General features: G+C 61.4%; 24 protein-coding genes. 9 read left to right on the top strand and 15 right to left on the bottom strand.

Going from position 1 to position 19,164, the window contains the following annotated elements; all coding sequences use genetic code 11:
* Positions 1-412 precede the first annotated feature (412 nt).
* From FE840_RS10080 to FE840_RS10050, 7 genes are all read right to left on the bottom strand, one after another.
* On the bottom strand, positions 413-889 hold the full coding sequence (locus FE840_RS10080; protein ID WP_138288219.1) for a hypothetical protein: 477 nt from the start codon (positions 887-889) through the stop codon (positions 413-415).
* A gap of 867 nt (positions 890-1,756) precedes the next feature.
* On the bottom strand, positions 1,757-2,917 hold the full coding sequence (locus FE840_RS10075) for a GGDEF domain-containing protein (RefSeq protein WP_138288220.1): 1,161 nt from the start codon (positions 2,915-2,917) through the stop codon (positions 1,757-1,759).
* A 248-nt stretch (positions 2,918-3,165) separates the two neighbouring features.
* Positions 3,166-3,366: a heavy-metal-associated domain-containing protein gene (locus FE840_RS10070; RefSeq protein WP_138288221.1), complete on the bottom strand. Its 201-nt coding sequence runs from the start codon at positions 3,364-3,366 to the stop codon at positions 3,166-3,168.
* Between the two features lie 111 nt (positions 3,367-3,477).
* Complete coding sequence (cueR, locus tag FE840_RS10065) at positions 3,478-3,906, bottom strand: Cu(I)-responsive transcriptional regulator (RefSeq protein WP_138288397.1); 429 nt, start codon at positions 3,904-3,906, stop codon at positions 3,478-3,480.
* 194 nt (positions 3,907-4,100) lie between these two features.
* Positions 4,101-6,716, bottom strand: a complete 2,616-nt coding sequence (locus tag FE840_RS10060; protein WP_246318906.1) for a heavy metal translocating P-type ATPase — start codon at positions 6,714-6,716, stop codon at positions 4,101-4,103.
* Between the two features lie 86 nt (positions 6,717-6,802).
* The gene (locus FE840_RS10055; RefSeq protein WP_246318747.1) at positions 6,803-7,048 is read right to left on the bottom strand and encodes a type II toxin-antitoxin system RelE/ParE family toxin; all 246 of its coding nucleotides are present in this window, start codon (positions 7,046-7,048) and stop codon (positions 6,803-6,805) included.
* 35 nt (positions 7,049-7,083) lie between these two features.
* A complete protein-coding gene (locus FE840_RS10050) occupies positions 7,084-7,386 on the bottom strand; it encodes a type II toxin-antitoxin system RelB/DinJ family antitoxin (protein ID WP_138288223.1) in 303 nt (100 codons plus the stop codon).
* Positions 7,387-7,520: 134 nt separating this feature from the next.
* On the opposite strand from FE840_RS10050, the gene FE840_RS10045 reads away from it, so the two are divergent.
* Complete coding sequence (locus tag FE840_RS10045; protein ID WP_138288224.1) at positions 7,521-8,042, top strand: GNAT family N-acetyltransferase; 522 nt, start codon at positions 7,521-7,523, stop codon at positions 8,040-8,042.
* A 25-nt stretch (positions 8,043-8,067) separates the two neighbouring features.
* Here the strand turns inward: FE840_RS10045 and FE840_RS10040 are convergent, their stop codons facing one another.
* The 3 genes from FE840_RS10040 to FE840_RS10030 form a co-directional block, all read right to left on the bottom strand.
* Positions 8,068-8,505, bottom strand: coding sequence for an MGMT family protein (locus tag FE840_RS10040; RefSeq protein ID WP_138288225.1), 438 nt, complete (start codon positions 8,503-8,505; stop codon positions 8,068-8,070).
* A 246-nt stretch (positions 8,506-8,751) separates the two neighbouring features.
* Positions 8,752-9,384: a cysteine hydrolase family protein gene (locus FE840_RS10035; protein ID WP_138288226.1), complete on the bottom strand. Its 633-nt coding sequence runs from the start codon at positions 9,382-9,384 to the stop codon at positions 8,752-8,754.
* Positions 9,381-9,833 carry a MarR family winged helix-turn-helix transcriptional regulator gene (locus FE840_RS10030; protein ID WP_138288227.1) on the bottom strand — a complete coding sequence of 151 codons (453 nt, stop codon included), beginning with the start codon at positions 9,831-9,833 and terminating at the stop codon, positions 9,381-9,383. The genes FE840_RS10035 and FE840_RS10030 overlap by 4 nt, the downstream gene beginning before the upstream one ends.
* A 187-nt stretch (positions 9,834-10,020) precedes the next feature.
* Between FE840_RS10030 and FE840_RS10025 the strand changes: the two genes are divergently transcribed.
* From FE840_RS10025 to FE840_RS10015, 3 genes are all read left to right on the top strand, one after another.
* Positions 10,021-10,815, top strand: a complete 795-nt coding sequence (locus FE840_RS10025) for a hypothetical protein (protein WP_138288228.1) — start codon at positions 10,021-10,023, stop codon at positions 10,813-10,815.
* A gap of 75 nt (positions 10,816-10,890) precedes the next feature.
* Complete coding sequence (locus tag FE840_RS10020; protein ID WP_138288229.1) at positions 10,891-11,118, top strand: antitoxin MazE family protein; 228 nt, start codon at positions 10,891-10,893, stop codon at positions 11,116-11,118.
* Between the two features lie 11 nt (positions 11,119-11,129).
* Positions 11,130-11,438 carry a type II toxin-antitoxin system PemK/MazF family toxin gene (locus FE840_RS10015; protein WP_138288230.1) on the top strand — a complete coding sequence of 103 codons (309 nt, stop codon included), beginning with the start codon at positions 11,130-11,132 and terminating at the stop codon, positions 11,436-11,438.
* Between the two features lie 365 nt (positions 11,439-11,803).
* Here the strand turns inward: FE840_RS10015 and FE840_RS10010 are convergent, their stop codons facing one another.
* Positions 11,804-12,268, bottom strand: coding sequence for a YcgN family cysteine cluster protein (locus FE840_RS10010; RefSeq protein WP_138288398.1), 465 nt, complete (start codon positions 12,266-12,268; stop codon positions 11,804-11,806).
* A 191-nt stretch (positions 12,269-12,459) separates the two neighbouring features.
* Between FE840_RS10010 and FE840_RS10005 the strand changes: the two genes are divergently transcribed.
* The 3 genes from FE840_RS10005 (at position 12,460) to FE840_RS09995 (ending at position 15,323) form a co-directional block, all read left to right on the top strand.
* Complete coding sequence (locus FE840_RS10005; RefSeq protein ID WP_138288231.1) at positions 12,460-14,661, top strand: transglycosylase domain-containing protein; 2,202 nt, start codon at positions 12,460-12,462, stop codon at positions 14,659-14,661.
* 123 nt (positions 14,662-14,784) lie between these two features.
* Positions 14,785-15,012, top strand: a complete 228-nt coding sequence (locus FE840_RS10000; RefSeq protein WP_138288399.1) for a CopG family ribbon-helix-helix protein — start codon at positions 14,785-14,787, stop codon at positions 15,010-15,012.
* Positions 15,009-15,323 (top strand): type II toxin-antitoxin system RelE/ParE family toxin, encoded by a 315-nt coding sequence (locus FE840_RS09995; RefSeq protein WP_138288232.1) that lies wholly within the window; start codon positions 15,009-15,011, stop codon positions 15,321-15,323. Before FE840_RS10000 ends, FE840_RS09995 begins: the two co-directional genes overlap by 4 nt.
* Here the strand turns inward: FE840_RS09995 and FE840_RS09990 are convergent.
* The 3 genes from FE840_RS09990 to FE840_RS09980 all read right to left on the bottom strand — a co-directional run bounded on the left by FE840_RS09990 (position 15,320) and on the right by FE840_RS09980 (position 16,899).
* Positions 15,320-16,126 (bottom strand): class I SAM-dependent methyltransferase, encoded by an 807-nt coding sequence (locus FE840_RS09990; protein ID WP_138288400.1) that lies wholly within the window; start codon positions 16,124-16,126, stop codon positions 15,320-15,322. The two genes, FE840_RS09995 and FE840_RS09990, sit on opposite strands and share 4 nt — an antisense overlap.
* Before the next feature lie 106 nt (positions 16,127-16,232).
* Positions 16,233-16,526 carry an XRE family transcriptional regulator gene (locus FE840_RS09985; protein WP_138288233.1) on the bottom strand — a complete coding sequence of 98 codons (294 nt, stop codon included), beginning with the start codon at positions 16,524-16,526 and terminating at the stop codon, positions 16,233-16,235.
* Entirely contained in the window at positions 16,489-16,899 is a 411-nt protein-coding gene (locus FE840_RS09980) for a type II toxin-antitoxin system RelE/ParE family toxin (protein ID WP_138288234.1), read from the bottom strand. The genes FE840_RS09985 and FE840_RS09980 overlap by 38 nt, the downstream gene beginning before the upstream one ends.
* Before the next feature lie 194 nt (positions 16,900-17,093).
* Here FE840_RS09980 and FE840_RS09975 point away from each other — a divergent pair, with 194 nt between their 5' ends.
* Positions 17,094-17,606: a chemotaxis protein CheW gene (locus FE840_RS09975; RefSeq protein WP_138288235.1), complete on the top strand. Its 513-nt coding sequence runs from the start codon at positions 17,094-17,096 to the stop codon at positions 17,604-17,606.
* Between the two features lie 457 nt (positions 17,607-18,063).
* Positions 18,064-18,396, top strand: coding sequence for a hypothetical protein (locus FE840_RS09970; protein ID WP_138288236.1), 333 nt, complete (start codon positions 18,064-18,066; stop codon positions 18,394-18,396).
* 248 nt (positions 18,397-18,644) lie between these two features.
* On the opposite strand, the gene FE840_RS09965 is transcribed toward FE840_RS09970, so the two are convergent.
* Positions 18,645-19,088: an EF-hand domain-containing protein gene (locus tag FE840_RS09965; RefSeq protein WP_138288237.1), complete on the bottom strand. Its 444-nt coding sequence runs from the start codon at positions 19,086-19,088 to the stop codon at positions 18,645-18,647.
* Between the last annotated feature and the right edge of the window lie 76 nt (positions 19,089-19,164).

The raw sequence follows: 19,164 nt of genomic DNA, 5'->3' as shown, positions 1-19,164 counted from the left end.
CCAGAGGCCAGAAATCGATCCTGTGAATCGATTTCAGCGAACGGAGGCCTGACCGCGACGCCGCGCGAAGGCGAAGAGAAGGCTTAGCCCGATCAGGGCTAAACTTCAGATTTTGTTGGTGAGGGGCACGGTCAGGTGGGCGAGACTCCCCCTCGCTTGGAATTTCTAGCACTTAGCCAAAGGCTAAGATGCTGAAATTCCATTCTCTCCCTCCAAGGGAGAGAAAAGGCCGCGCCTTGCCCTCTCTGTCACTGCGTGACATCTCCCCATAAGGGGAGACTGGAGCGCCGCATAGGCCTTCACTCATGAACCCTCGACGAAGGGCGATGCGCCGGCGGGCTGGTCGCTCTCCCCCCTTGTGGGGGAGATGGCCGGCAGGCCAGAGGGGGTGCCGCAAGCACAACATACCCCCTCACGGCCCCTGCCCCGACTGCCCCACCGGCAAACCCTCCAGTCGTGCAGCCAGTGCCGCCTCGACGCGCTCCTCCAGCCGGGCTTCCACCTGCGCCTCGATCAGCGCGACAACGCTGCGGCGCAGCCGGTCGGGGTCACTGTCGGCAAGCTGCCGTTCCTCGGCGTCTGCCCGGTCGCGGGCGAGCTGGCGCGACAGCTGGTCGATCTTTTCGAGCGTGCGAATAATCAGCGCGATCGCATCGGTCGCGGCCTTGATATCGGCGCGCGCCGCCTTGGCCAGCGCCTCATCCGCCCCGTCGAGCAGGCCTTCCGCACTTTCGCGCAGCCTGCGAAACAGGTCGAACTGGGCGCGCATTTCCAGCGTATAATCCTCCAGCAGCCGGGCAAATTCCGCCTCGGGCCCCCCCAATGCCTTCAGCTCCGGTGCCACTTCAGGCCCCTCGCCTGGCATCGTATCCAGCCCCTCATCCCGCATGCCCGCCTCCCGAAACGCAAAAAGGCCCGCCAAGCGGACCTTCTCAAAACCTTCCCCGATCCCCGCCGGGCCTCACCGCCACAGCTTTCCGATCATGCCAAAACCTTATCCGATGACCGTCACGGTGTCAAGGATTATTTTCCTATCCACTGCAACCTTTCTTCTCCCTTGGAGGGAGAAGAAGCGAAATCGAGAGCTTAGCCCGATCAGGGCTAAACTTCAGATTTTGTTGGTGAGGGGGACCGTGAGGCGGGCGAGACTTCACCCTCGCTGGAAGTTTCTAGCACCTAGTCAAAGGCTAAGATGCTGAAGACCCCGCCTGAACCGAAACAAGAAAAGCGTCGGGACGAGTCCCGACGCCCCCGTTTAAAAGAAGATCCCGAGAATGGCCGCGATGCCAAATAGGCAGAGCGCAACGTTCACTTTCACTTCAACGGTGACCTTGGGTTTCATTGGAAAGCCCTCGGCCCGTGGCCACGGAACCAAAAGGTTTCGTGAGTCATGCCAGCGTTACGAATAAGCCGTCGTTCGCTGGTGTATCGGCCCACTCTAGGCATCGTACGCACACCGCAAGTGGCCCCGTGTGCCCACGGTCGTTGGTCCGGTTGGTCTGTTTGAGAGACTCCATTCCAATCCGTGCACGGGACGCAAGTGACCCGTCTTGAGGTCCAGGGCTGGCATAGCCTTGGGTCGCCACGGGGTTGCACCACTAGATTGGGCTGTCGCTTATTTAGAGTCGAGTCTTTTTCCTGCACTTCAACAGGAGCTTGCGCGCCATTTGCTAGCGCGTGACCAGCCTCTCAAATGTGCTTTGTTTATGTATCTCGCCGATGCTTCTCTCCCTCCAGGGGAGAGAAAAGCCCTCCCTCAAGCCGCCATGGCCTGGTTGCGGCCCAGCCGCTTGGCGGCATAAAGCGCCTGATCGGCGCGGGCGATCAGGGTTTCGGCGCTTTCGCCGGTCGCGGTCAGGGCATAACCGACGGAGACGGTGACGCAGAGGGCGCCGGTGGGTTGGCCGGGATGGGGGATCTTCAGGTTTTCCACGGCGCGGACAAGGCCGTTGGCCAGAAATTCGGCGCGGATAGCGCTGTCCAGCGGGAACAGCAGAATGAATTCCTCGCCGCCGTAGCGACCGGCAAAGCCGCCATGGGCGACGGCGAAATGCTGGAGCGCAGAGGCCACACGGCGCAGGCAGTCGTCGCCGGCCAGATGCCCCAGCCGGTCGTTATAGACCTTGAAGTGGTCGATATCGACCATCATCAACAGACCTGCGCCGTCGCGCCCGATCCCGCCGGAGAGCTGCTCGTCGATCTGGCGGCGGTTCGGAATGCCGGTCAGCGTGTCGATGAAGGAGAGGTCGCGCATTTCGTCGCCGATCCGCTCGGCCCGGTCGGCGCGGGTCTGGGCGTCATATTGCGCGAGATAGTGCCGGCAGCGGTGGCGCTCCATGTGCCAGTTGCCATAAAGCGTGAAGAACAGGCCGGTGATGATCTGAACCGTCATGGGAAACAGGAGGTTGGGGTCAAATCCCGGCTTGTTGTAGATCACCCAGAGCGCCACGAGACAGGTGATCGTGGTCATCACCAGGGCATAGCGGAAGCGCATGACCAGCAGCATATTGCCGAAGAGCAGCACCAGCGGCAGCTCTCCCACCGTATAGGCGGCATAGGGCGAGTTCGAGCTGTAGAGCAGATAAAGCGGCAGCAGCGTGCCGAGAAGCATGCCCGGCAGCAGCATGAATTCGCGCCAGAATGCCGGAACGCGCGGCACCAGATAGAAAATCAGCAAGGCTCCCGGCGTCAGAACCAGAAGCCGCATCGCCACCGTGAAAGGCTGGATATCCGCCATCAGATGGAGGCTGGTCAGGTTGTAGATGTTGTAGACGATCAGGCCGACGATGATGACCTGGCGCAGATGCAGCACGCGGCTTTTGCCAAAGTCGCGTTCGAAGGCCTGTTCCAGTTGAGGCGGCATCCGAAGAAGCCAGTCCAGCCGCCCTTTTGTGATCGATTTCGGCACTCTGCTCATGTCTACCCATCCGCAAGACGCAACGGGCGTCCCGTGATGCAATTATGGTGCCATGCTTACAAATTTTTCGCTAATTTGAACGCTAATATTCCCTCAATATCTGGGGTATTTTTGGGCCAAGCCTCTTGGGGCGAAGGCGCAGGACGGACAGTGAGGTCCTGCCCGCCGCCTGTCAATCCCGGTTCGCGCGGGTCAGCCCGTCTCGTCCTCCGCCCCGGGGCTCGACAGGACGACGGCCCGCGCCCTTGTCAGGCTGCTTCGGGCGTATAGCCTGCCTCGCGAATGGCGGCTTCTGCCTTGGCGCGGTCGCCCGTCACTTCAACCTTGCGCGCGGCAAGATCGATGGTCACCGGCGCGCCGGGCATGGCCTCTGCCAGCGCCTTGGTGATTGCCTTTTCGCAATGACCGCAGCTCATGTCCTCGACCTTGAATATCTGTGTGTCTGCCATGTCTTTGTCCTTTCCGTCGGGTTCCCCTTGCTTGTGCACCTTGCCACCATGGGAAGGTCAAGCGGTTTTCCGGGCAAGCGTGAGATAAGCGGTTCTGCCGCACCCAAGCCTTTAGTTTCTGCTCGCTTTTTTCGAAGCCTTTGCGGCCCCGTCACGCCCCGCCAGATCGGCCAGGATCGGGCAATGCGGGCGGTTGTCGCCGTGGCAATTGTCGGCAAGCTCGGCCAGCGTGTCGCGCATGGCCTGCATCTCGGCAATCTTGCGGTCGAGATCCTCGATGTGGCTGACTGCCAGCGCCTTCACCTCCGCGCTCGCCCGCGCCTTGTCGCCCCAGAGCTTCAACAGCCGCTCCGTCTCCTCCAGCGAAAAGCCGAGGCTTCGCGCCCGCCGGACAAAGCGCAGCTGGTTGACGCTATCGGCATCATAGACCCGGTAATTCGCCGCGGTCCGCCCCGCCGGCGCAATCAGCCCGATCTCCTCATAGTATCGGATCATCTTGGCCGATACGCCCGAGGCCAAAGACGCCTCGCCTATGTTCATCGCCATGGTTTCGTTCCCTGCTTCAACGTCCCTCCCCCCTTGCGGGGGAGGACGGACGTGTCCTTTTCTCCCCCCTGGAGGGGGAGAATGGAATTTCAGCATCTTAGCCTCTGGCTAAGTGCTAGAAATTCCAAGTGAGGGGGAGCATTCCGCGACGTTCCCCTCATCTGCGAAATCTGAGGTTTAGCCTTCGGCTAAGCCCTCGATTTCGCTTCTTCTCCCTCAAGGGGAGAAGAAAAAACCCGCGCCCGCTTCAATCTCAAGGCATTCGACAGCACAAAGACGCTCGAAAGCCCCATGGCGGCAGCTCCCAGCATGGGCGAGAGCATCCAGCCGAAGGCGGGGTAGAGCGCGCCGGCTGCGACCGGGATCAGCGCCACATTATAGCCGAAGGCCCAGAACAGGTTTTCGCGGATATTGCGCATCACCTGGCGTGACAGTTCGATCGCGTGCAGCGCACCGGTCAGATCGCCGCCGACCAGCACGACATCGGCGCTTTCAATCGCCACATCCGTGCCGGTGCCGATCGCAATCCCGGCATCGGCAGAGGCGAGAGCCGGTGCATCATTGATGCCGTCGCCGATAAAGGCGAGCTTCGCGCCCTTCTCCTGCAACGCCTTGATGACATTGACCTTTCCTTCCGGCAATACCTCGGCCTCGACATCATCGATGCCCGCCCTTCTAGCAATCGCCTTTGCTGTGCGCTGGTTGTCACCGGTCACCATCACGACCTTCAACCCCAGGCCTTTCAGTGCTGCGATGGCCGCCACGCTCGTTTCCTTCAGCGGGTCGGCGACCGCAATTGCCGCTGCCAACCTGCCATCGACCGCCACATAAAGCGGGCTTGCCCCTTCGTCGGCGAACCTTGCCATGGCGTCCTTCAGCGCATTGTCGGTGGCATCTGCCGCCATCACGCCGAGCTTCACCATATAGCGGTCGGCCCCTGCTGCCACGCGCCGGCCATCGACGATGCCGGTCACGCCAAAGCCGGTCACGGCCTCGACCTCGCTTACCTTTGAAAGCTTGAGCCCTTCGGCCTCCGCCGCGCGGACGATGGCATCGGCCAGCGGGTGTTCGGAGCGCGCCTCAAGGCTTGCCGTCAGCGCCAGAAGCTCTGCCCTTTCAAAGCCTTGCGAGAGGACGATCTCGGTCACTTCCGGCCGTCCCTTGGTGATCGTGCCGGTCTTGTCCATGACCACCGTGTCGATGGTCGACAGCGTCTGCAGCGCCTCGCCCTTGCGGAAGAGCACGCCAAGTTCGGCAGCGCGACCCGTGCCGACCATGATCGAGGTCGGCGTGGCGAGCCCCATGGCGCAGGGGCAGGCGATGATCAGCACGGCAACGGCGGCCACCAGCCCATAGGTATAGGCGGGTTCGGGGCCAATCAGGAACCAGGCGATGAAGGTCAGGACCGCGATGCTAATGACAGCCGGAACGAAGAAGGCCGTCACCTGATCCACCAGTTTCTGGATCGGCAGCTTTGCCCCTTGCGCCTCCTGCACCATGCGAATGATGCGCGAGAGCATCATGTCGGCGCCGATGCCGGTCGCCTCGAAACGGAAGCTTCCCGACCCGTTCACCGTGCCGCCGATGACGGTTGCCCCCGGCCCCTTTTCGACCGGGATCGGCTCGCCCGAAATCATCGCCTCGTCAACGGCACTTGCCCCGTCGATCACCCGGCCATCGACCGGAATGCGCTCGCCCGGACGGACCACGACGACATCGCCCAGCACCACCTCCGACAGGCCCAGATCCAGTGTCTTGCCATCGCGCTCCACCCGTGCGGTCTTCGCCTGAAGACCGGCGAGCTTGCGGATTGCCGCCCCCGTGCGTCCCTTGGCGCGGGCTTCCAGAAGCCTGCCGATCAGGATCAGCGTGACGATAACCGTTGCCGCCTCATAATAGACGAAGCGCGCTTCGGACGGCAGGATGGCGGGCAGGAAGGTGGTCACGACCGAATAGAGATAGGCCGCAGACGTGCCGATCGCGACCAGCGAATTCATGTCGGGTGCCAGGCGAAAGAGTGCCGGGAAGCCCTTGAGATAAAAGCGTCTTCCGGGACCGGCCAGCACCAGTGTCGCCAGTACGAATTGGGTGAGATAGAGCGTATTGCCGGGAAAGATCCCCATCAGCACATGGTGCAGCGGCGGGTAAAGATGCGCGCCCATTTCCATCACGAAAAGCGGCAGGGTCAACAGCCCGGCCACCAGCACATTGCGCTTCAGCCCGTCGATCTCGCGCGCACGCCGCGCCTCGCGACTGTCGTCCTCCACTTGCGTCTCGCCAGCGCCTCTGGTGCTCTCGCCGTCGCTTGCCTTGTGGGCCGCATTTGCCGCGCCAGCCCCGGCCCCGCCAACACCGGCAAGCCGCACCGCATAGCCGGCCTTCTCCACCGCAGCCTTGATCTCCGGCAGCATGTCCTGTCCGCCGAGCAGTTTCACCAGCGCCTCGCCGGTCGCCAGATTGACGCTTGCCTCCTCAACGGCGGGCACGCTTTTCAGCGCCTTTTCCACCCTGAGCACGCAAGAAGCGCAGGTCATGTCCTCGACCTCCAGCACCAGCGTCTCAAGGCGCGGCTCATAGCCGGCATCCTCGATCGCCTTTTTCAGCTTTGCGCCTGAAAAACCGGGACCGACCGTGACCGACAGCGTCTCGGTGGCGAAATTGACCGCACTCTCCGAGACACCCTCGACAGCACCCGCCGCCTTTTCCACCCGGCGCACGCAGGATGCACAGGTCATGCCCTCCACCGGGATCTGCAGACGGATGGCACCGACCTCTGATCCGGCCGTCTTCTTCATGTTTTGCATATTCATATCATCACCTCTGCCCCCTTACATGGACCTTCCCATCATGGGAGGGTCAAGGGGTGGGGTGAGATTTTTGGAGGTTTCTTTCAAAGGTCGTCTGGCCAGAGACGGGAGGAGTGCAAACCCCTCAGGATTCGCAGGCGATCACCATCAAGCTGATCGGCGATAATGTAGCTGGTGCCGCTGACAACAAGCTCGCGCGTTCCTTGGACACGACCCGACCGCCCACTTTCCGGAAAATGCAGCAGTTGTGCGGCGGCCTCTTCGATCCGCTCATCCATCTGCAAGGCTGCTTTTGGGTTATCGGCTTCAATATAGCCGAAGATCTGCATGCGATCGCTGACCGCCTAAGCCGACCAGGTGAGTTTCAAGGCTCTGTACCGGTTTTCGAACGCACCCTCGCCCTGCGCTCGGCAAAGAGCGCCTTCACCTCGTCTTCACCGAGGTCTTCCCGGTCATCCTCCAGCGCCTCGCGCACTTTCTGGCGAAACCAGGCGTCGTGCACTTCAGGATCGGCCAGGAGTTCGATCGGAAGTGCGCCTTCGCGGGCGGTGCGGGTCAGAAGGATGCGCACGGCATCGGATACGGTCAGGCCCATGCGCTCCAGCACTTCGGCAGCGCGGTCGCGGATTTCAGGATCGATCCGGGTCTGGACTAAGCTGTTGGTCATCGTGGCCTCCTGCCAAAACTGTACTTCATTTGCATGACAACAACAAGAAGCACGCGCTGCGGACCGCCCCCCACCACTTGCCTCAAAGCCGGCCGCGTCCTAGTCAAATGCATGGCATTTTCGGGGAGGAAACCATGGCCGCCTTCACCCTGCGCAAGACAGACCCCACGGACACGGCACAGATCCCGGCGCTTTATGCCGCGGCCTTTCCTGACGAAGATCTTTTGCCGCTGGTTGAGGCGCTGCTTGAGGAAAAGGCCGGCGTCTTGTCGCTTTCGGCGATTTCGGGCGAGGCGCTGGTGGGGCATGTCCTCTTCACCCATGGAACACTGGAGGGTGCTTTAGAGACGGTCGCACTGCTCGGGCCGCTTGCGGTCAATCCCGAGCATCAGCGGCATGGCATCGGCAAGGCGCTGATTGCCGAGGGGCTTGCCTGCCTGAAAGATGCGGGCGTGGCCGAGGTGCTGGTGCTGGGTGATCCGGCCTATTACAGCCGCTCCGGTTTTCACCCCCATGCCCGCATCACCCCACCCTACCCCCTGCCGGAGGCCTATGCGGAAGCCTGGCAATGGCTGAGACCCGATGGCGACAGCGAGCCGCTTCAGGGTCAGCTGGTTCTGCCCGGCCCCTGGATGCAGCCGGGGCTCTGGGGGTGACGGTTGCGCACGGACGCGCGCGGTATCAGCCTCCCGCCTCCAGCGCCCGCAAATGTTCGAGGCGTTCCGGCCCGCAGGAGAGTTTGGCGGCGAGCTTGTCCTTCGGCTCGATGACGCGCCAGAAGGGCACGACCTCGTCCATCGGCTTTCCCGCCTCCAGCTCGTCGAGCGCCACTTCGGCGACGACACGCAGATAGATCGACGTGGTGACCGGGCACATCGCATCCGCCTTGGCCCGTCTGGCAAGGTCGCTGCGCAACCGCGCGATGGTCCGGGTTTCGCCTGCGGGGATCGCGGCGACATAACGCGCGATCTCGCCCGGCGAGGAAATCAGCATCATCGCGCCTGATGGCACGCCGGCAAAGGGCGAGGAGAGCATGACCACATGCGGCTCCTTGGCGGCGCTGAAGCGCTTGCGCCAGTCGGTCGGTTTCTTCGGCTTTGTGGTCTTTTCTGCCTTCATGTCTCATGCTCCTGCGCCAATACCTCAAGCGACCGTATCGCATGGGCTGCTGTCTTCAAGATCAGCATCGCGACCATCTCCTGCATCGCTTCGGGAGAGTGGTATAACCGGTGCGGAAAACGACAAGTATCGAACCGAAAATCCTTTTCCGCCAAGGACTTGCGACAGGGCGCCTGTGATTTCGTGGAGAGGGCGCCTTCGTTTGGCACCAAGAACGGGCCACCCGCAGCAAGACCCCGGGCTATTCTATCGCAGCGCCACACCATGTTCGGCGAGCGCTGCACAGGTGCGCGCCGTGGCGGCCGGATTGGCCGCGAGGGTCGCAGCGGTAACGATCTCCACGGCATAGCCCCGCAGCCGAGCGGCAAGTGCCGTCTTGGCCACGCAATAATTCATGTCCAGTCCGACAATCCTGAGCCTGCCGATGTCGAGCTTTTCCAAAAGCGCGTCCAGTTCGCCGGTCTCGAAGGAATCCTGCACCCTCTTGACCAGGACATGATCGGCGAGCCCGGCAAAGGGGGCCGCAAGCGCGGTTCCCGGCGTGCCGCTTAACGCCTGGCCTTTCATCAGGAGGCGCGCGATGAGCCTGGTCGAGGGAATGGACCACTCCTGGCGCAGCGCAATGACGGGCATGGCCTCGGCCCTGGCTGCCGACACTTCGGCAAGGATCGCCGCTTTGGCATCGGCCTTGGCCGCGCCGGCATAGGGCCCTTCGTCCCAGAACACCGCCTGAAGGTCGATCAAGAGCAAGGCCGTACCGGAACGCTGCCCGATCGGCACACCACTGCTGACGGCCCCGATCTGGCGCACACCATTGGCGAGCCAGAAGAGCCCGGCAAGGACGGCAAGGCCTGCCACGATCAAAAGCGTGCCGGTCATCTGAATTGTTCTCCCGAATGGGTCTTCAGCTTGCCGATCAGTGTTTCAACGAGTTTGAGCGCGGTGACGATATCTCTCTCGTCCATGTCAGTGCCCATCTGTTCGAGCAGCCGCTTCTCGCGGGCGACGACCTCTTCGATCAGGCCCTGCCCTTTCGGCGTCAGGGCAATCAGCGTGGAGCGCTTGTGGCGCGGGTTCGGCCGGGCAACCGTTAGGCCTTCGGCCAGCGTTTCGTTGACCATCAGCTGGACATATTGCCGCTTGATCTCAAGCCGCATGGCAAGATCCGGAACGGTCGCGCTGCCATGGGCGGACAGGATTTCGAGGATGGCGCGCATTCTCACCGTCAAGCTCGTGCCATCCAGCCCCCGCTCGACACAGGCCTCCGCCGCCTGCATCAGCGGACGCGACAACCAGATCAGTCGATAAAGCTGCTCGATTTTTCTCATGACATTATAGATGCCATATTGACAATTAGATTGTCAATATGGGCTTGATCTGATTGTATCGGGAGGTGGCAGCGCTTCAAAAACAGGAACCGAAGGCATCGACCAGCAGCCTCGCCCCTCGTTGCCGGCTTGACCGAGACAGCGACAGGCCTCACTCTTCGCCCATTCTTTCCGGCGAGGGTTTTCCATGATTTTCATGCCCTGCTTTTTCAGCGATCGTCCGTTTTTTCAGGCTGTCCGCTACACCCTTGCCGCCGCCCTGCTATCCCTGCTTGCGGCCTGCCAGGCGCCATCCGCGCCGCAGGGCTCAAGCTCCCTCGCCCAGTATTCGCTCGCCGAGATCACGGTCGATTATTCGCAGCTGAACCAGCCGCTGCTGGTGTCCGATCTTGAGGGCGACATCAACCGGTCGGTTTCGTCTTCGGCCATCGATGGGCTTGGAACACGGCTCGGCCTGACCAATCAACAGGCCCGGCAGGCGGCAATGCAGCAGGCGATCAATGCCCACATCACCCCGCATCTGCGCGACCAGCTGACGCCACTGTTCAAGGGCACGCGGCCGGCACGGGCCGAGGTCGTCGTCTATTCCGTCTTCATCCGCAGCCGGCTCAGCCTGCAGCAGCTGACCGGCGCGGAGGTCACGATCGACGGGGTACGGCGGCCGGACACGCCGCAACTGGTGGCGGGGCTTCGCATCTATGACGTGCAGACCGGCCAGCCGCTTCAGGAGATTGCGCCGATCACCAAGACCGACGACGGCTCGATCACCGTTTCCATGAGCGGTCCCAAGGCGCCCGAATACGGCGCCTCCCCTCGCCTCAACAAGCTGGCCTTCGACTTTGCCCGCGAGGCGGCCAATGCACTTTCCAACGCGCCCCCTGCGGCCGGCTTCGGCCCCGGCACCGTCCCCGGCCCCATGCTCGGCGGCCCCGCGACGGGGAGCGATGTGCGGACGCTTTGGTCGATGCAGAAGGTGGAGTGAGGGTTGGATGCATCCGGTTGGCAACATGGCCGGTATGTGTTACATGTAACGTCTTAGGCGATAAGGAGGCGTGCGATGGCGACCCCTGTGGGACATCGCGTACAGAAGAGACGTGAAAGCCTCAGGGCGCAAGGGTTGCGCCCTGTCCAGATCTGGCTGCCCGACACACGGCGTCCCGGCTTTGCCGAGGAATGCGCGCGCCAGGCGAGGCTGACAGCCGAGGCTGACCGGAGGGACCCGGGACTTCACGAACTTCTCGATGACGCGCTGGCGGATCTGGACCTCGCGGAGGATAATGGGTAAAGCGCGGCGATATCGTCACTGTTGCCATATCCGGCGACTTCGGCAAGCCGCGCCCAGCCCTGATCATCCAGAGCGACAGTTTTCAAGACACCGGAACCGTCACAGTGTTGCTGATGACCAGCACGGTGATTGAAGCCAGCCTGTTGCGGATTTCTGTTTCCCCCACGCCACTCAACGGCCTGACCCTGCCTTCTCAGATCATGGTGGACAAGATCATGTCGATCAGGCGCGACAAGGTCGGCAGGCTAATCGGCCAACTGGACGAGGCGACCATGCTGCAGGTGACGCGCAGCCTTGCGGTATTCATGGGGATCGGGTGAGGTTGGCCGAGATCCGTGGGGCAAAGATGCCACGCCACTGTTCGCAGTCAGCACTCGCAATCACGGAAGGCCTGATTTTCGACTATGAAACGAAGAGAAACATCACTTCGGGATTGGATTCGGGCGATTGATGCCGGTGCGGCCTTTCGCATTTTCTTGTATTTCTTGCTTCCCACTATGACCCTGCTCAATGGAGTCACGAACCCCACCGAGAGGGACAGGGACACTTTAGTCATGATCCTTCTGTTTGGAGTGGGCATACCGGTAGCCATCTTTGGCCTTTGGCTGGAGCTGAGATCCATTGCCAGGCAGGCGCGCAGCATTCGCGAAAGCAGGGATAACTGAGTTTTTGGGCCTTTCTTTCCCTACCCCCGCTCTCCCTCGATCCGGATCGGCCAGTCGACGACGTAGTCCTCGAAATCCTCGACGGCGACGTTTTCTTCCGAGACCGTGCGGTCCTTGGCCGAGATGCCGGCCTCGTGGACCGTGTCGGGGTCACCGGAGACGAGCGGATGCCACCAGTAGAGGTCGCGGCCTTCATGAATCAGCCGGTAGCCGCAGGTCGGCGGCAACCAGGCAATCCGCTCCACCTGGTCTGGCGTCAGCTGGATGCAGTCGGGGACGGTGGCCCGGCGGTTGTCATAATCCCTGCAGCGGCAGGTTTGTCCGTCGAGCAGGCGGCAGGCAACGGAAGTGAAAACCACCTCGCCGGTGTCCCAGTCCTCCAGCTTGTTGAGACAACAGAGGCCGCAGCCGTCGCAGAGCGCTTCCCATTCGGTGAGCGACATTTCGGCGAACGTCTTTTTCTTCCAATAGGGTAAATCGCTCATCAGCCTGTTCCGGCACAGAATTTCTGCATTTTCGTCTTCGCCATTGCCTCGCCGCCGCATGGTTTTTTCTTGTTCTTTTGCGGCAAATGGATCATTTATCAGCATCGCCTGCATAGCCTTGTCGCGTCGCGGTCCTCGCCCTTTCAGACCAGCGCGTCAAGTCATTTCCCGCAGCTCCATCTCTGGACAGCATGAACGTGACCGAGGACATAAAGCCAGAACCCGAAAAGAAGCCCCGGCTGAAGCGCCATATCTTCCTGCAGATCGACAGCTGGATCGATTCCTCGCTCTGGAATGCCGGCTATCGTCTGGTCGAGATGTGGGAAGAGATTACCATCTTTTCCAGGCGGTTTCGCGTGCGTGGCTTCAAGAAGCTCCTTGTCGAGCTCTCCAGCGAGGCGGCAACGCTGGGTACGGCGGGGGCCGTGGTTCTGTTGATGCTGGCCCAGCCGGCGCTCGAAGAGACGGCGAAGGACTGGCGCAACCACGACAATTTTGCCGTGACCTTTCTCGACCGCTACGGCAATCCGATCGGCCATCGCGGCATCATTCATGAAAATTCCGTGCCGGTGGACGAGCTGCCCGATCATCTGGTCAAGGCGGTTCTGGCCACCGAGGACCGGCGCTTCTTCGAGCATTTCGGCATCGACTTCATCGGCCTTGCGCGCGCCATGAGCGAGAATGCCAAGGCGGGCGAAGTGGTCCAGGGCGGCTCGACGCTGACCCAGCAGCTGGCGAAGAACCTCTTCCTGACCAATGAACGCTCGATCGAGCGCAAGATCAAGGAAGCCTTCCTGGCGCTCTGGCTCGAGGCCAATCTGTCGAAGAAGGAAATCCTGTCGCTCTATCTCGACCGCGCCTATATGGGTGGCGGCACCTTCGGGGCGGCGGCGGCCTCGCAATTCTATTTCGGCAAGAACATCACCGAAGTCACGCTGGCGGAAGCCGCCATGCTGGCCGGCCTGTTCAAGGCGCCGGCGAAATATGCGCCGCATGTCAACCTGCCGGCGGCGCGTGCGCGCGCCAATGACGTTCTGACCAATATGGTGCAGAGCGGGTTGATGACCGAAGGCCAGGTGGTGGCCGCGCGGCGCAATCCGGCCTCCGTCGTCGACCGGGGCGAAAAGGATGCGCCGGACTATTTCCTCGACTGGGCCTTTGAAGAGGTTCAGCGGATCGGCGCGCGGCTGAAGGATCATACGCTGGTTGTGCGCACAACGATCGATCCCGGCCTGCAGCAGGTGGCGGAGGAGGCCGTTGCGGCTTCGCTGCGCGAATATGGCGAAAGCTACCGGGTGCGGCAGGGCGCGCTGGTGATGATCGAGAACGGTGGGGCCGTGCGCGCCATGGTCGGCGGTCGCGACTATGGCGAAAGCCAGTTCAACCGGGCAACACGGGCGCTGCGCCAGCCGGGTTCGTCCTTCAAGATGTATACCTATGCGCTGGCGATGGAAAACGGCTACACGCCCGATACGATCGTGGTCGATGCGCCCGTTTCCTGGGGCAACTGGAGCCCGCAGAATTATGGCCGCAGCTATGCCGGGCGCATGACGATGACGGTGGCGCTGGCAAGATCGATCAACACGATCCCGGTGCGGCTCGCCAAGGACAAGCTCGGCATCGACGCGATCATTCAGATGACGAAAGCCATGGGCGTTGAAACGCCGATCAAGAAGGATGTGACGATCCCGCTTGGCACGGCGGAACTGACGGTGATGGATCAGGCAACCGCCTATGCGGTGCTGCCGGCCGGCGGGCTTGCCAGCCGTCGCCATGGCATTGCGCAGATCACCAATTATGCCGGCGAAGTTCTCTATGACGTGGAGCGCGACGAGCCGGAACCGGCGCGCATCCTGTCCGAGCAGGCCGCGCACGCGATGAACCAGATGATGTCGACCATTCCCTATTCGGGCACGGCGCGGCGCGCGGCCCTTGATGGCGGCATCCTGACCGCCGGCAAGACGGGCACGACACAGGCCTACCGCGATGCCTGGTTCGTCGGCTATACCGGCAATTACACGACCGCCGTCTGGTTCGGCAATGACGACTATACCTCGACCAACAACATGACGGGCGGCTCGCTGCCGGCGATGACCTTCAAGAAGCTGATGGACTATGCCCATCAGGGCATCGACCTGAAGCCGATCCCCGGCGTCGACAATCCCCTGCCGGATCCGAAGGCGCTCAGCGAAATGGCCAATGCCCGGCCGGCCGAGGATGGCAGCACGCCACAGGTCGCCCGACCGCGCTCGCTGTCGTCGCAATCGACCCGCCTGATCCGCGACATTGCCGCCCGGCTGACCGAGGCGCCGGGGCTGACCAGCGTGGGGGAGACCGTGGTGCGCGGGACGATTGATCCGACCGAACCGAAAGTAACGGGTGCGACGAACTGAGGGGCGGTGGTGGCGTGGCCGGGCTCGGGTGGTTTGACCGATCCCGGTTCATGATTTATCCTCTCTGTATTACAAATAGAGGAAAAAATCGTGTCAGATCGTCAGCTGTCAGATCCGATCACCATGCGCCTGCCCAAGGATATGCTTTCCGATATCGAGGCGATTGCCGCCATTTGTGATCGCAGTCGCAGCTGGGTCTTTGTCCGTGCGCTGAAGAGCTATCTGGCGACCGAGGGCAAGGAGATCCTGGAAATCGCTGCCGCCCGGCAGGCCATGGAAAATGGCGAAGGTGAAGATCTCGACGATGTGATCAAGGCGGTCGACCTGATCGTTCGAGACAGTGCTGCATGAAGGTCACGGTTTCGCTTGTCGCGGCGGACTATATCAAGCGCGAGGCCCGCTATCTAGTTTCGGTCAATGCCGGGGCCGCTCGGGACTTTCAGGCCTCGTTGAAAACCATGCGGGGCAACTTGGCCCGGTTCAGCCATCTGGGCAAAGCAGATCACGAGCTTCCCGTTCCCAACCTTCGGTGTTTCGTGATGGGCGCCTATCTCGTGGACTATGAAATCCTGGACACGGAGATCCGAATTCTGACGATCCGGCATGGGCGCGAAAAACCGCCGTCCGTGGCCATCGAAGATGACTACGACTTCGAGGGCTAAACCTCCGATTTCGCAGATGTGGGGGAACTGCCCTCCCCCATTTCATAGAGATAGAGCCGGGTCTTGCGGCGGTCGTCGAGTTCCCAGATTTCGCTCGGGGTAACGTCCGGGACCGCGAAGCTGTTGGAGACGAAGAGGCTGCCGGGCTTCATCATGGCGCGGGCGCGTTCGTAAAGGGCGGGCATGGGGGTGGGCGAAAGAAAGGCATAGACGACATCGGCCTTCGACAGATCCGTCAGGAACAGGTTCTGCCGGCGGATTTCGCCATGGCCGGAGAGCCGCGATTTCAGCCAGGAGACGAGAAAAGGACCGGGTGCGGTTTCGACGCCCAGCGCCTCCACCCCTTCCACGCGTTCGGCGACCTTGCGCACGACACCGCCAAGGCCCGAGCCGAGATCGATGAAATGCCGTGCACCACGCTCACGCACGAGATCGGCGAGCGTCTGTTCGGTGGCCGCATTGGTGAGATAGAGCGGCACGCGACCGCGCGTGGTGTTGGAAAAGACGAAGGCCAGCAGCAGAAAGGCGATGCCGAAGGGCCAGGCGGGCAGATTGCCGACAAACATGGTGCCGGCCATGGCGAGCGGAAAGAGAAAGGCAATCAGCAGCCACCAGCTGGCAAGGCCGAAGAGCCGGCAGATCACGGCAGCGATTGCCCCTTGCAGGAACAGGGCGAAGGCAATCAGCGGGGTCTGGTCGACCATGCCCGAAAGAAGCGCCGTTACCGCCGCCACCAGCGGCATGGCAACGACCTGCGCCATCAATGCGCCAAGGATCGGGGTTTTGCGGACAAGCGACAGCATGACGGCTCCGGTGACTGAACGGGCGCAGACACTGGCAGGGGACGCAGCGAAACTCAAGGGTGGGAGAGCGATCGGAAATGTCTTGTTCAGACTGATCGACAGGGCCTTATCTGTCGATCAGTTCAACCTTCAGCCTTTTACCCACGGAACGGGCCGCCCGCTCCAGCGTATCGAGGGAGACGGCAATGTTGCTGGGATCAAGGACCCGGTCCACCTGGGTACGACTGGTGCCCATTGTCCTCGCCATATCGGACTTGCTGATCGACTGTTGCTTGCGCGCCTGTTCGATCTGCCAGGAGAGCACGCGCTTCAGCGCCTCCCCATAAACTTCTTCCTTCTCGCCCAGTTCATCGAGAAAGTCCTCAAGCGTACCACCGGACGAGGTGTTTGATTCGATCATTTTCGTGTCCTCTTGTCTGCCTTCCTTGCCCGCCGGGATCGCACCTGGTGCTCTTTCCAGCGCTTACCGCAAGCTTTATCGCATCCTGCTGACCGTCCTTGCCTTCTTCTCCATGAAGGAGAAGCATGGTGGCGCCATCAATGCCGAAATAGGTCCGCACTTCCACCGTTCCGGCCCTGATGCTCGACCGCACTTCGCGCACGCCATCCCGGATTGGACGACAAACAGGCATGCCGATCGGCCAGCCGAATTCGACAGAGGCAATATCGGCGCCAATGATGTGGCGATCCTCTTTCGACAAGGACATGAGCCACGCTCTCACCGGCTCCGCCCCTTCTTCCGTAACAAAGAATGTCGCGACAATGCGTTTCATCCGGCACTCCTTGTACCTTATGCGGTGCATTCTTGCAAGAGAACCAGTGAAGAATACAGAATTGCGGCTTGCTGATTAGCTCCCGTTTTTAGTGTATCTCGGAACACCTCCCTCCCCCCCGTCCCATCAAGCCTTGCGCCAGCTTCATCGCCTATAAGGAAGCCCTCATCTTCCAACGCCGCGAGGGTTCTTGCGTGAATATCCATGCCAGCAGCAGCACTGAATTTCTGGAAATCATTGCCTTCAAGCTGAATGACCAGTCGTTTTGCGTGAAGACCCGCTCGATCCGCGAGATCCGCGGCTGGGTGCCGGTGACGCCGATGCCGCATGCGCCCTATGAGGTGCTGGGGGTGATCAACCTGCGCGGCATGGTGATCCCGATCATCGATCTGGCGGTCAAACTTGGCATGGGCAGCACGGAGGCCTCCGAGCGCAGTGCCATCATCGTCACCGATGTCAACGACATGACCATGGGGCTTCTGGTCGAGGGCGTTTCGGACATCCTCACCGTTCCGGTCGACAGCCTGCAGCCGGTGCCGCACAATGCCGGACAGGCGACGCAGTTTGTCGATGGCATCCTGACCCATCAGGACCAGATGATCTGCTTCCTCAATCTGGAAGAGCTGTTTGCCAAGGGCGGCCCGAGCTATAGCGGCGGCGGCAGCCGTGGCGGTGGCGGCGGAGAGGCCGGCTGGGAAGAATTCTGAGGCACAGACCACAGGCTCCACACCCGCGATGAGGGCTCACGCCGGCCAAGGGCTGGCAAAGCCTTCTGCACGACGGGGGCACGGGCCGAGCAACCGGACTTGCATGACGAAGGGGCGGCGCAGAGCCGCCTTTTCGCTGCCACGAGACCAGCCTTCCCCTTCAGGGCGCGAGGCGACGCACTCTTCTTTTGCGTGCGGATGAGTCGCTCTTTGACCTTGCGCATCGACGCGCATGAAGAACGGTGTTTCTCTCAACCTTTAAGTGATATGACAATTGCGGCTTTGGCCGAAATTTTCTATCGAATATACCGCAAAACCCCAATATAAATGGGGCTTGTTCGAGATAACTAACTCTCCTAGAAATTGATCGCGCGCCGCAGAACGGCGTGACGAGGTGATCAGGCTTTCACACACAAAACCCCACAAAACTGGTGCGGCGCGCCGGGAAGGAACACTCATGTCTTCGCTCAGCAATACAACCTGGATTTTCAACGTCGACAACGGCTCCAAGGCCACCTGGACCTTCAACTCCAACGGTTTCTCGTATGCCAATGGCATCAAGCTCGGCACCTGGGTCGAAGATGGCAAGGGCAATTTCATCAATGAGTTGAACTTCTATCCAAGCTTCGGAAGCTATTACACGGTATGGACCGGCAACCACGCCAATGGTGCAGGCACCGGCATCGTCTCGCCCATGTATAACGGCACGCTGTTCACCTTCAAAATGAGCAAGGTCACTTCGACGGAGACGCTGGACACCACCCATGAGGCGGCGTTTGCCCTGAGCTGACAAGAGTCCCCAAGTGGCGCACGCCCGCCCGCGATGCGCCACGCATGATCAGCCGTGGGGAGCCACCCCGCGGCTGATCTCGTTTTTGAAGACAGGCCGCCGAGGCTGGCCCTTGCCGCCCCCGCGGGCGTGGCAGGTCGTGAAACCGCTCGAGGCCGGGCTTTTGCAAAAAAGGCCCCACCCCGGCGCATGCGGGGCGAGGCCATTCATCCGCATCCATTCCAGGATGCGGTGGTCGTTGCGACCGATCAGACGTCGAACCAGCCTTCGTCGCCCATGTCGTCGCCGACATCGCCGAATTCGGGTTCCTCGATCAGGTTGTTGTCGTCGGCGTCATAGGTGTCATAGAGGCCGCCATAATATTCGTCCTCGTTGACCATATCATTGCCGTCGGCATCCCAGTCATCAAACCAGCTGTCGCCATAGCGGGCGTCGAAGCGTTCGCGATTGTCGCCAAGGCCGGTGTTGAACTCGTCCTCGGTCAGATTGCCGTCGTCATCGGCATCCCAGGTGTTGAAGGCTTCGTTGTTTCCAAAGCCGGTGCGGAATTCCTGGTCACTGATGCCCGGTGTGCCATCGGTATCCCAGCTCTGATAGTCATTGTTCATCGTCTGGGCCATTGCCGGGGCGGCAATGAGCGACAGGGCAAAGGTGGACGCGGCCAGCGCGCTCGTCATTTTCTTCAACATCATCAATTCCTTTCCTGATTTTTCTCGCAAGTTGCGGGCACCCGCGACGGGCGCCTCATCTTGTTCAGCGGGCGCCTTT

Source organism: Peteryoungia desertarenae (assembly GCF_005860795.2).
Lineage (GTDB): Bacteria > Pseudomonadota > Alphaproteobacteria > Rhizobiales > Rhizobiaceae > Allorhizobium > Allorhizobium desertarenae.
The sequence above is the reverse complement of the archived record's forward strand: the minus strand, read 5'-3'. Positions and strand labels throughout refer to the sequence as shown.

Bases quoted from the DNA above. Each gene is read 5' to 3' on its own strand.
- FE840_RS10080 (WP_138288219.1), bottom strand. From the start codon at position 889: ATGCGGGATGAGGGGCTGGATACGATGCCAGGCGAGGGGCCTGAAGTG.
- FE840_RS10075 (WP_138288220.1), bottom strand. From the start codon at position 2,917: ATGAGCAGAGTGCCGAAATCGATCACAAAAGGGCGGCTGGACTGGCTT.
- FE840_RS10070 (WP_138288221.1), bottom strand. From the start codon at position 3,366: ATGGCAGACACACAGATATTCAAGGTCGAGGACATGAGCTGCGGTCAT.
- cueR (WP_138288397.1), bottom strand. From the start codon at position 3,906: ATGAACATAGGCGAGGCGTCTTTGGCCTCGGGCGTATCGGCCAAGATG.
- FE840_RS10060 (WP_246318906.1), bottom strand. From the start codon at position 6,716: ATGCAAAACATGAAGAAGACGGCCGGATCAGAGGTCGGTGCCATCCGT.
- FE840_RS10055 (WP_246318747.1), bottom strand. From the start codon at position 7,048: ATGCAGATCTTCGGCTATATTGAAGCCGATAACCCAAAAGCAGCCTTG.
- FE840_RS10050 (WP_138288223.1), bottom strand. From the start codon at position 7,386: ATGACCAACAGCTTAGTCCAGACCCGGATCGATCCTGAAATCCGCGAC.
- FE840_RS10045 (WP_138288224.1), top strand. From the start codon at position 7,521: ATGGCCGCCTTCACCCTGCGCAAGACAGACCCCACGGACACGGCACAG.
- FE840_RS10040 (WP_138288225.1), bottom strand. From the start codon at position 8,505: ATGAAGGCAGAAAAGACCACAAAGCCGAAGAAACCGACCGACTGGCGC.
- FE840_RS10035 (WP_138288226.1), bottom strand. From the start codon at position 9,384: ATGACCGGCACGCTTTTGATCGTGGCAGGCCTTGCCGTCCTTGCCGGG.
- FE840_RS10030 (WP_138288227.1), bottom strand. From the start codon at position 9,833: ATGAGAAAAATCGAGCAGCTTTATCGACTGATCTGGTTGTCGCGTCCG.
- FE840_RS10025 (WP_138288228.1), top strand. From the start codon at position 10,021: ATGATTTTCATGCCCTGCTTTTTCAGCGATCGTCCGTTTTTTCAGGCT.
- FE840_RS10020 (WP_138288229.1), top strand. From the start codon at position 10,891: ATGGCGACCCCTGTGGGACATCGCGTACAGAAGAGACGTGAAAGCCTC.
- FE840_RS10010 (WP_138288398.1), bottom strand. From the start codon at position 12,268: ATGAGCGATTTACCCTATTGGAAGAAAAAGACGTTCGCCGAAATGTCG.
- FE840_RS10005 (WP_138288231.1), top strand. From the start codon at position 12,460: ATGAACGTGACCGAGGACATAAAGCCAGAACCCGAAAAGAAGCCCCGG.
- FE840_RS10000 (WP_138288399.1), top strand. From the start codon at position 14,785: ATGCGCCTGCCCAAGGATATGCTTTCCGATATCGAGGCGATTGCCGCC.
- FE840_RS09995 (WP_138288232.1), top strand. From the start codon at position 15,009: ATGAAGGTCACGGTTTCGCTTGTCGCGGCGGACTATATCAAGCGCGAG.
- FE840_RS09990 (WP_138288400.1), bottom strand. From the start codon at position 16,126: ATGCTGTCGCTTGTCCGCAAAACCCCGATCCTTGGCGCATTGATGGCG.
- FE840_RS09985 (WP_138288233.1), bottom strand. From the start codon at position 16,526: ATGATCGAATCAAACACCTCGTCCGGTGGTACGCTTGAGGACTTTCTC.
- FE840_RS09980 (WP_138288234.1), bottom strand. From the start codon at position 16,899: ATGAAACGCATTGTCGCGACATTCTTTGTTACGGAAGAAGGGGCGGAG.
- FE840_RS09970 (WP_138288236.1), top strand. From the start codon at position 18,064: ATGTCTTCGCTCAGCAATACAACCTGGATTTTCAACGTCGACAACGGC.
- FE840_RS09965 (WP_138288237.1), bottom strand. From the start codon at position 19,088: ATGATGTTGAAGAAAATGACGAGCGCGCTGGCCGCGTCCACCTTTGCC.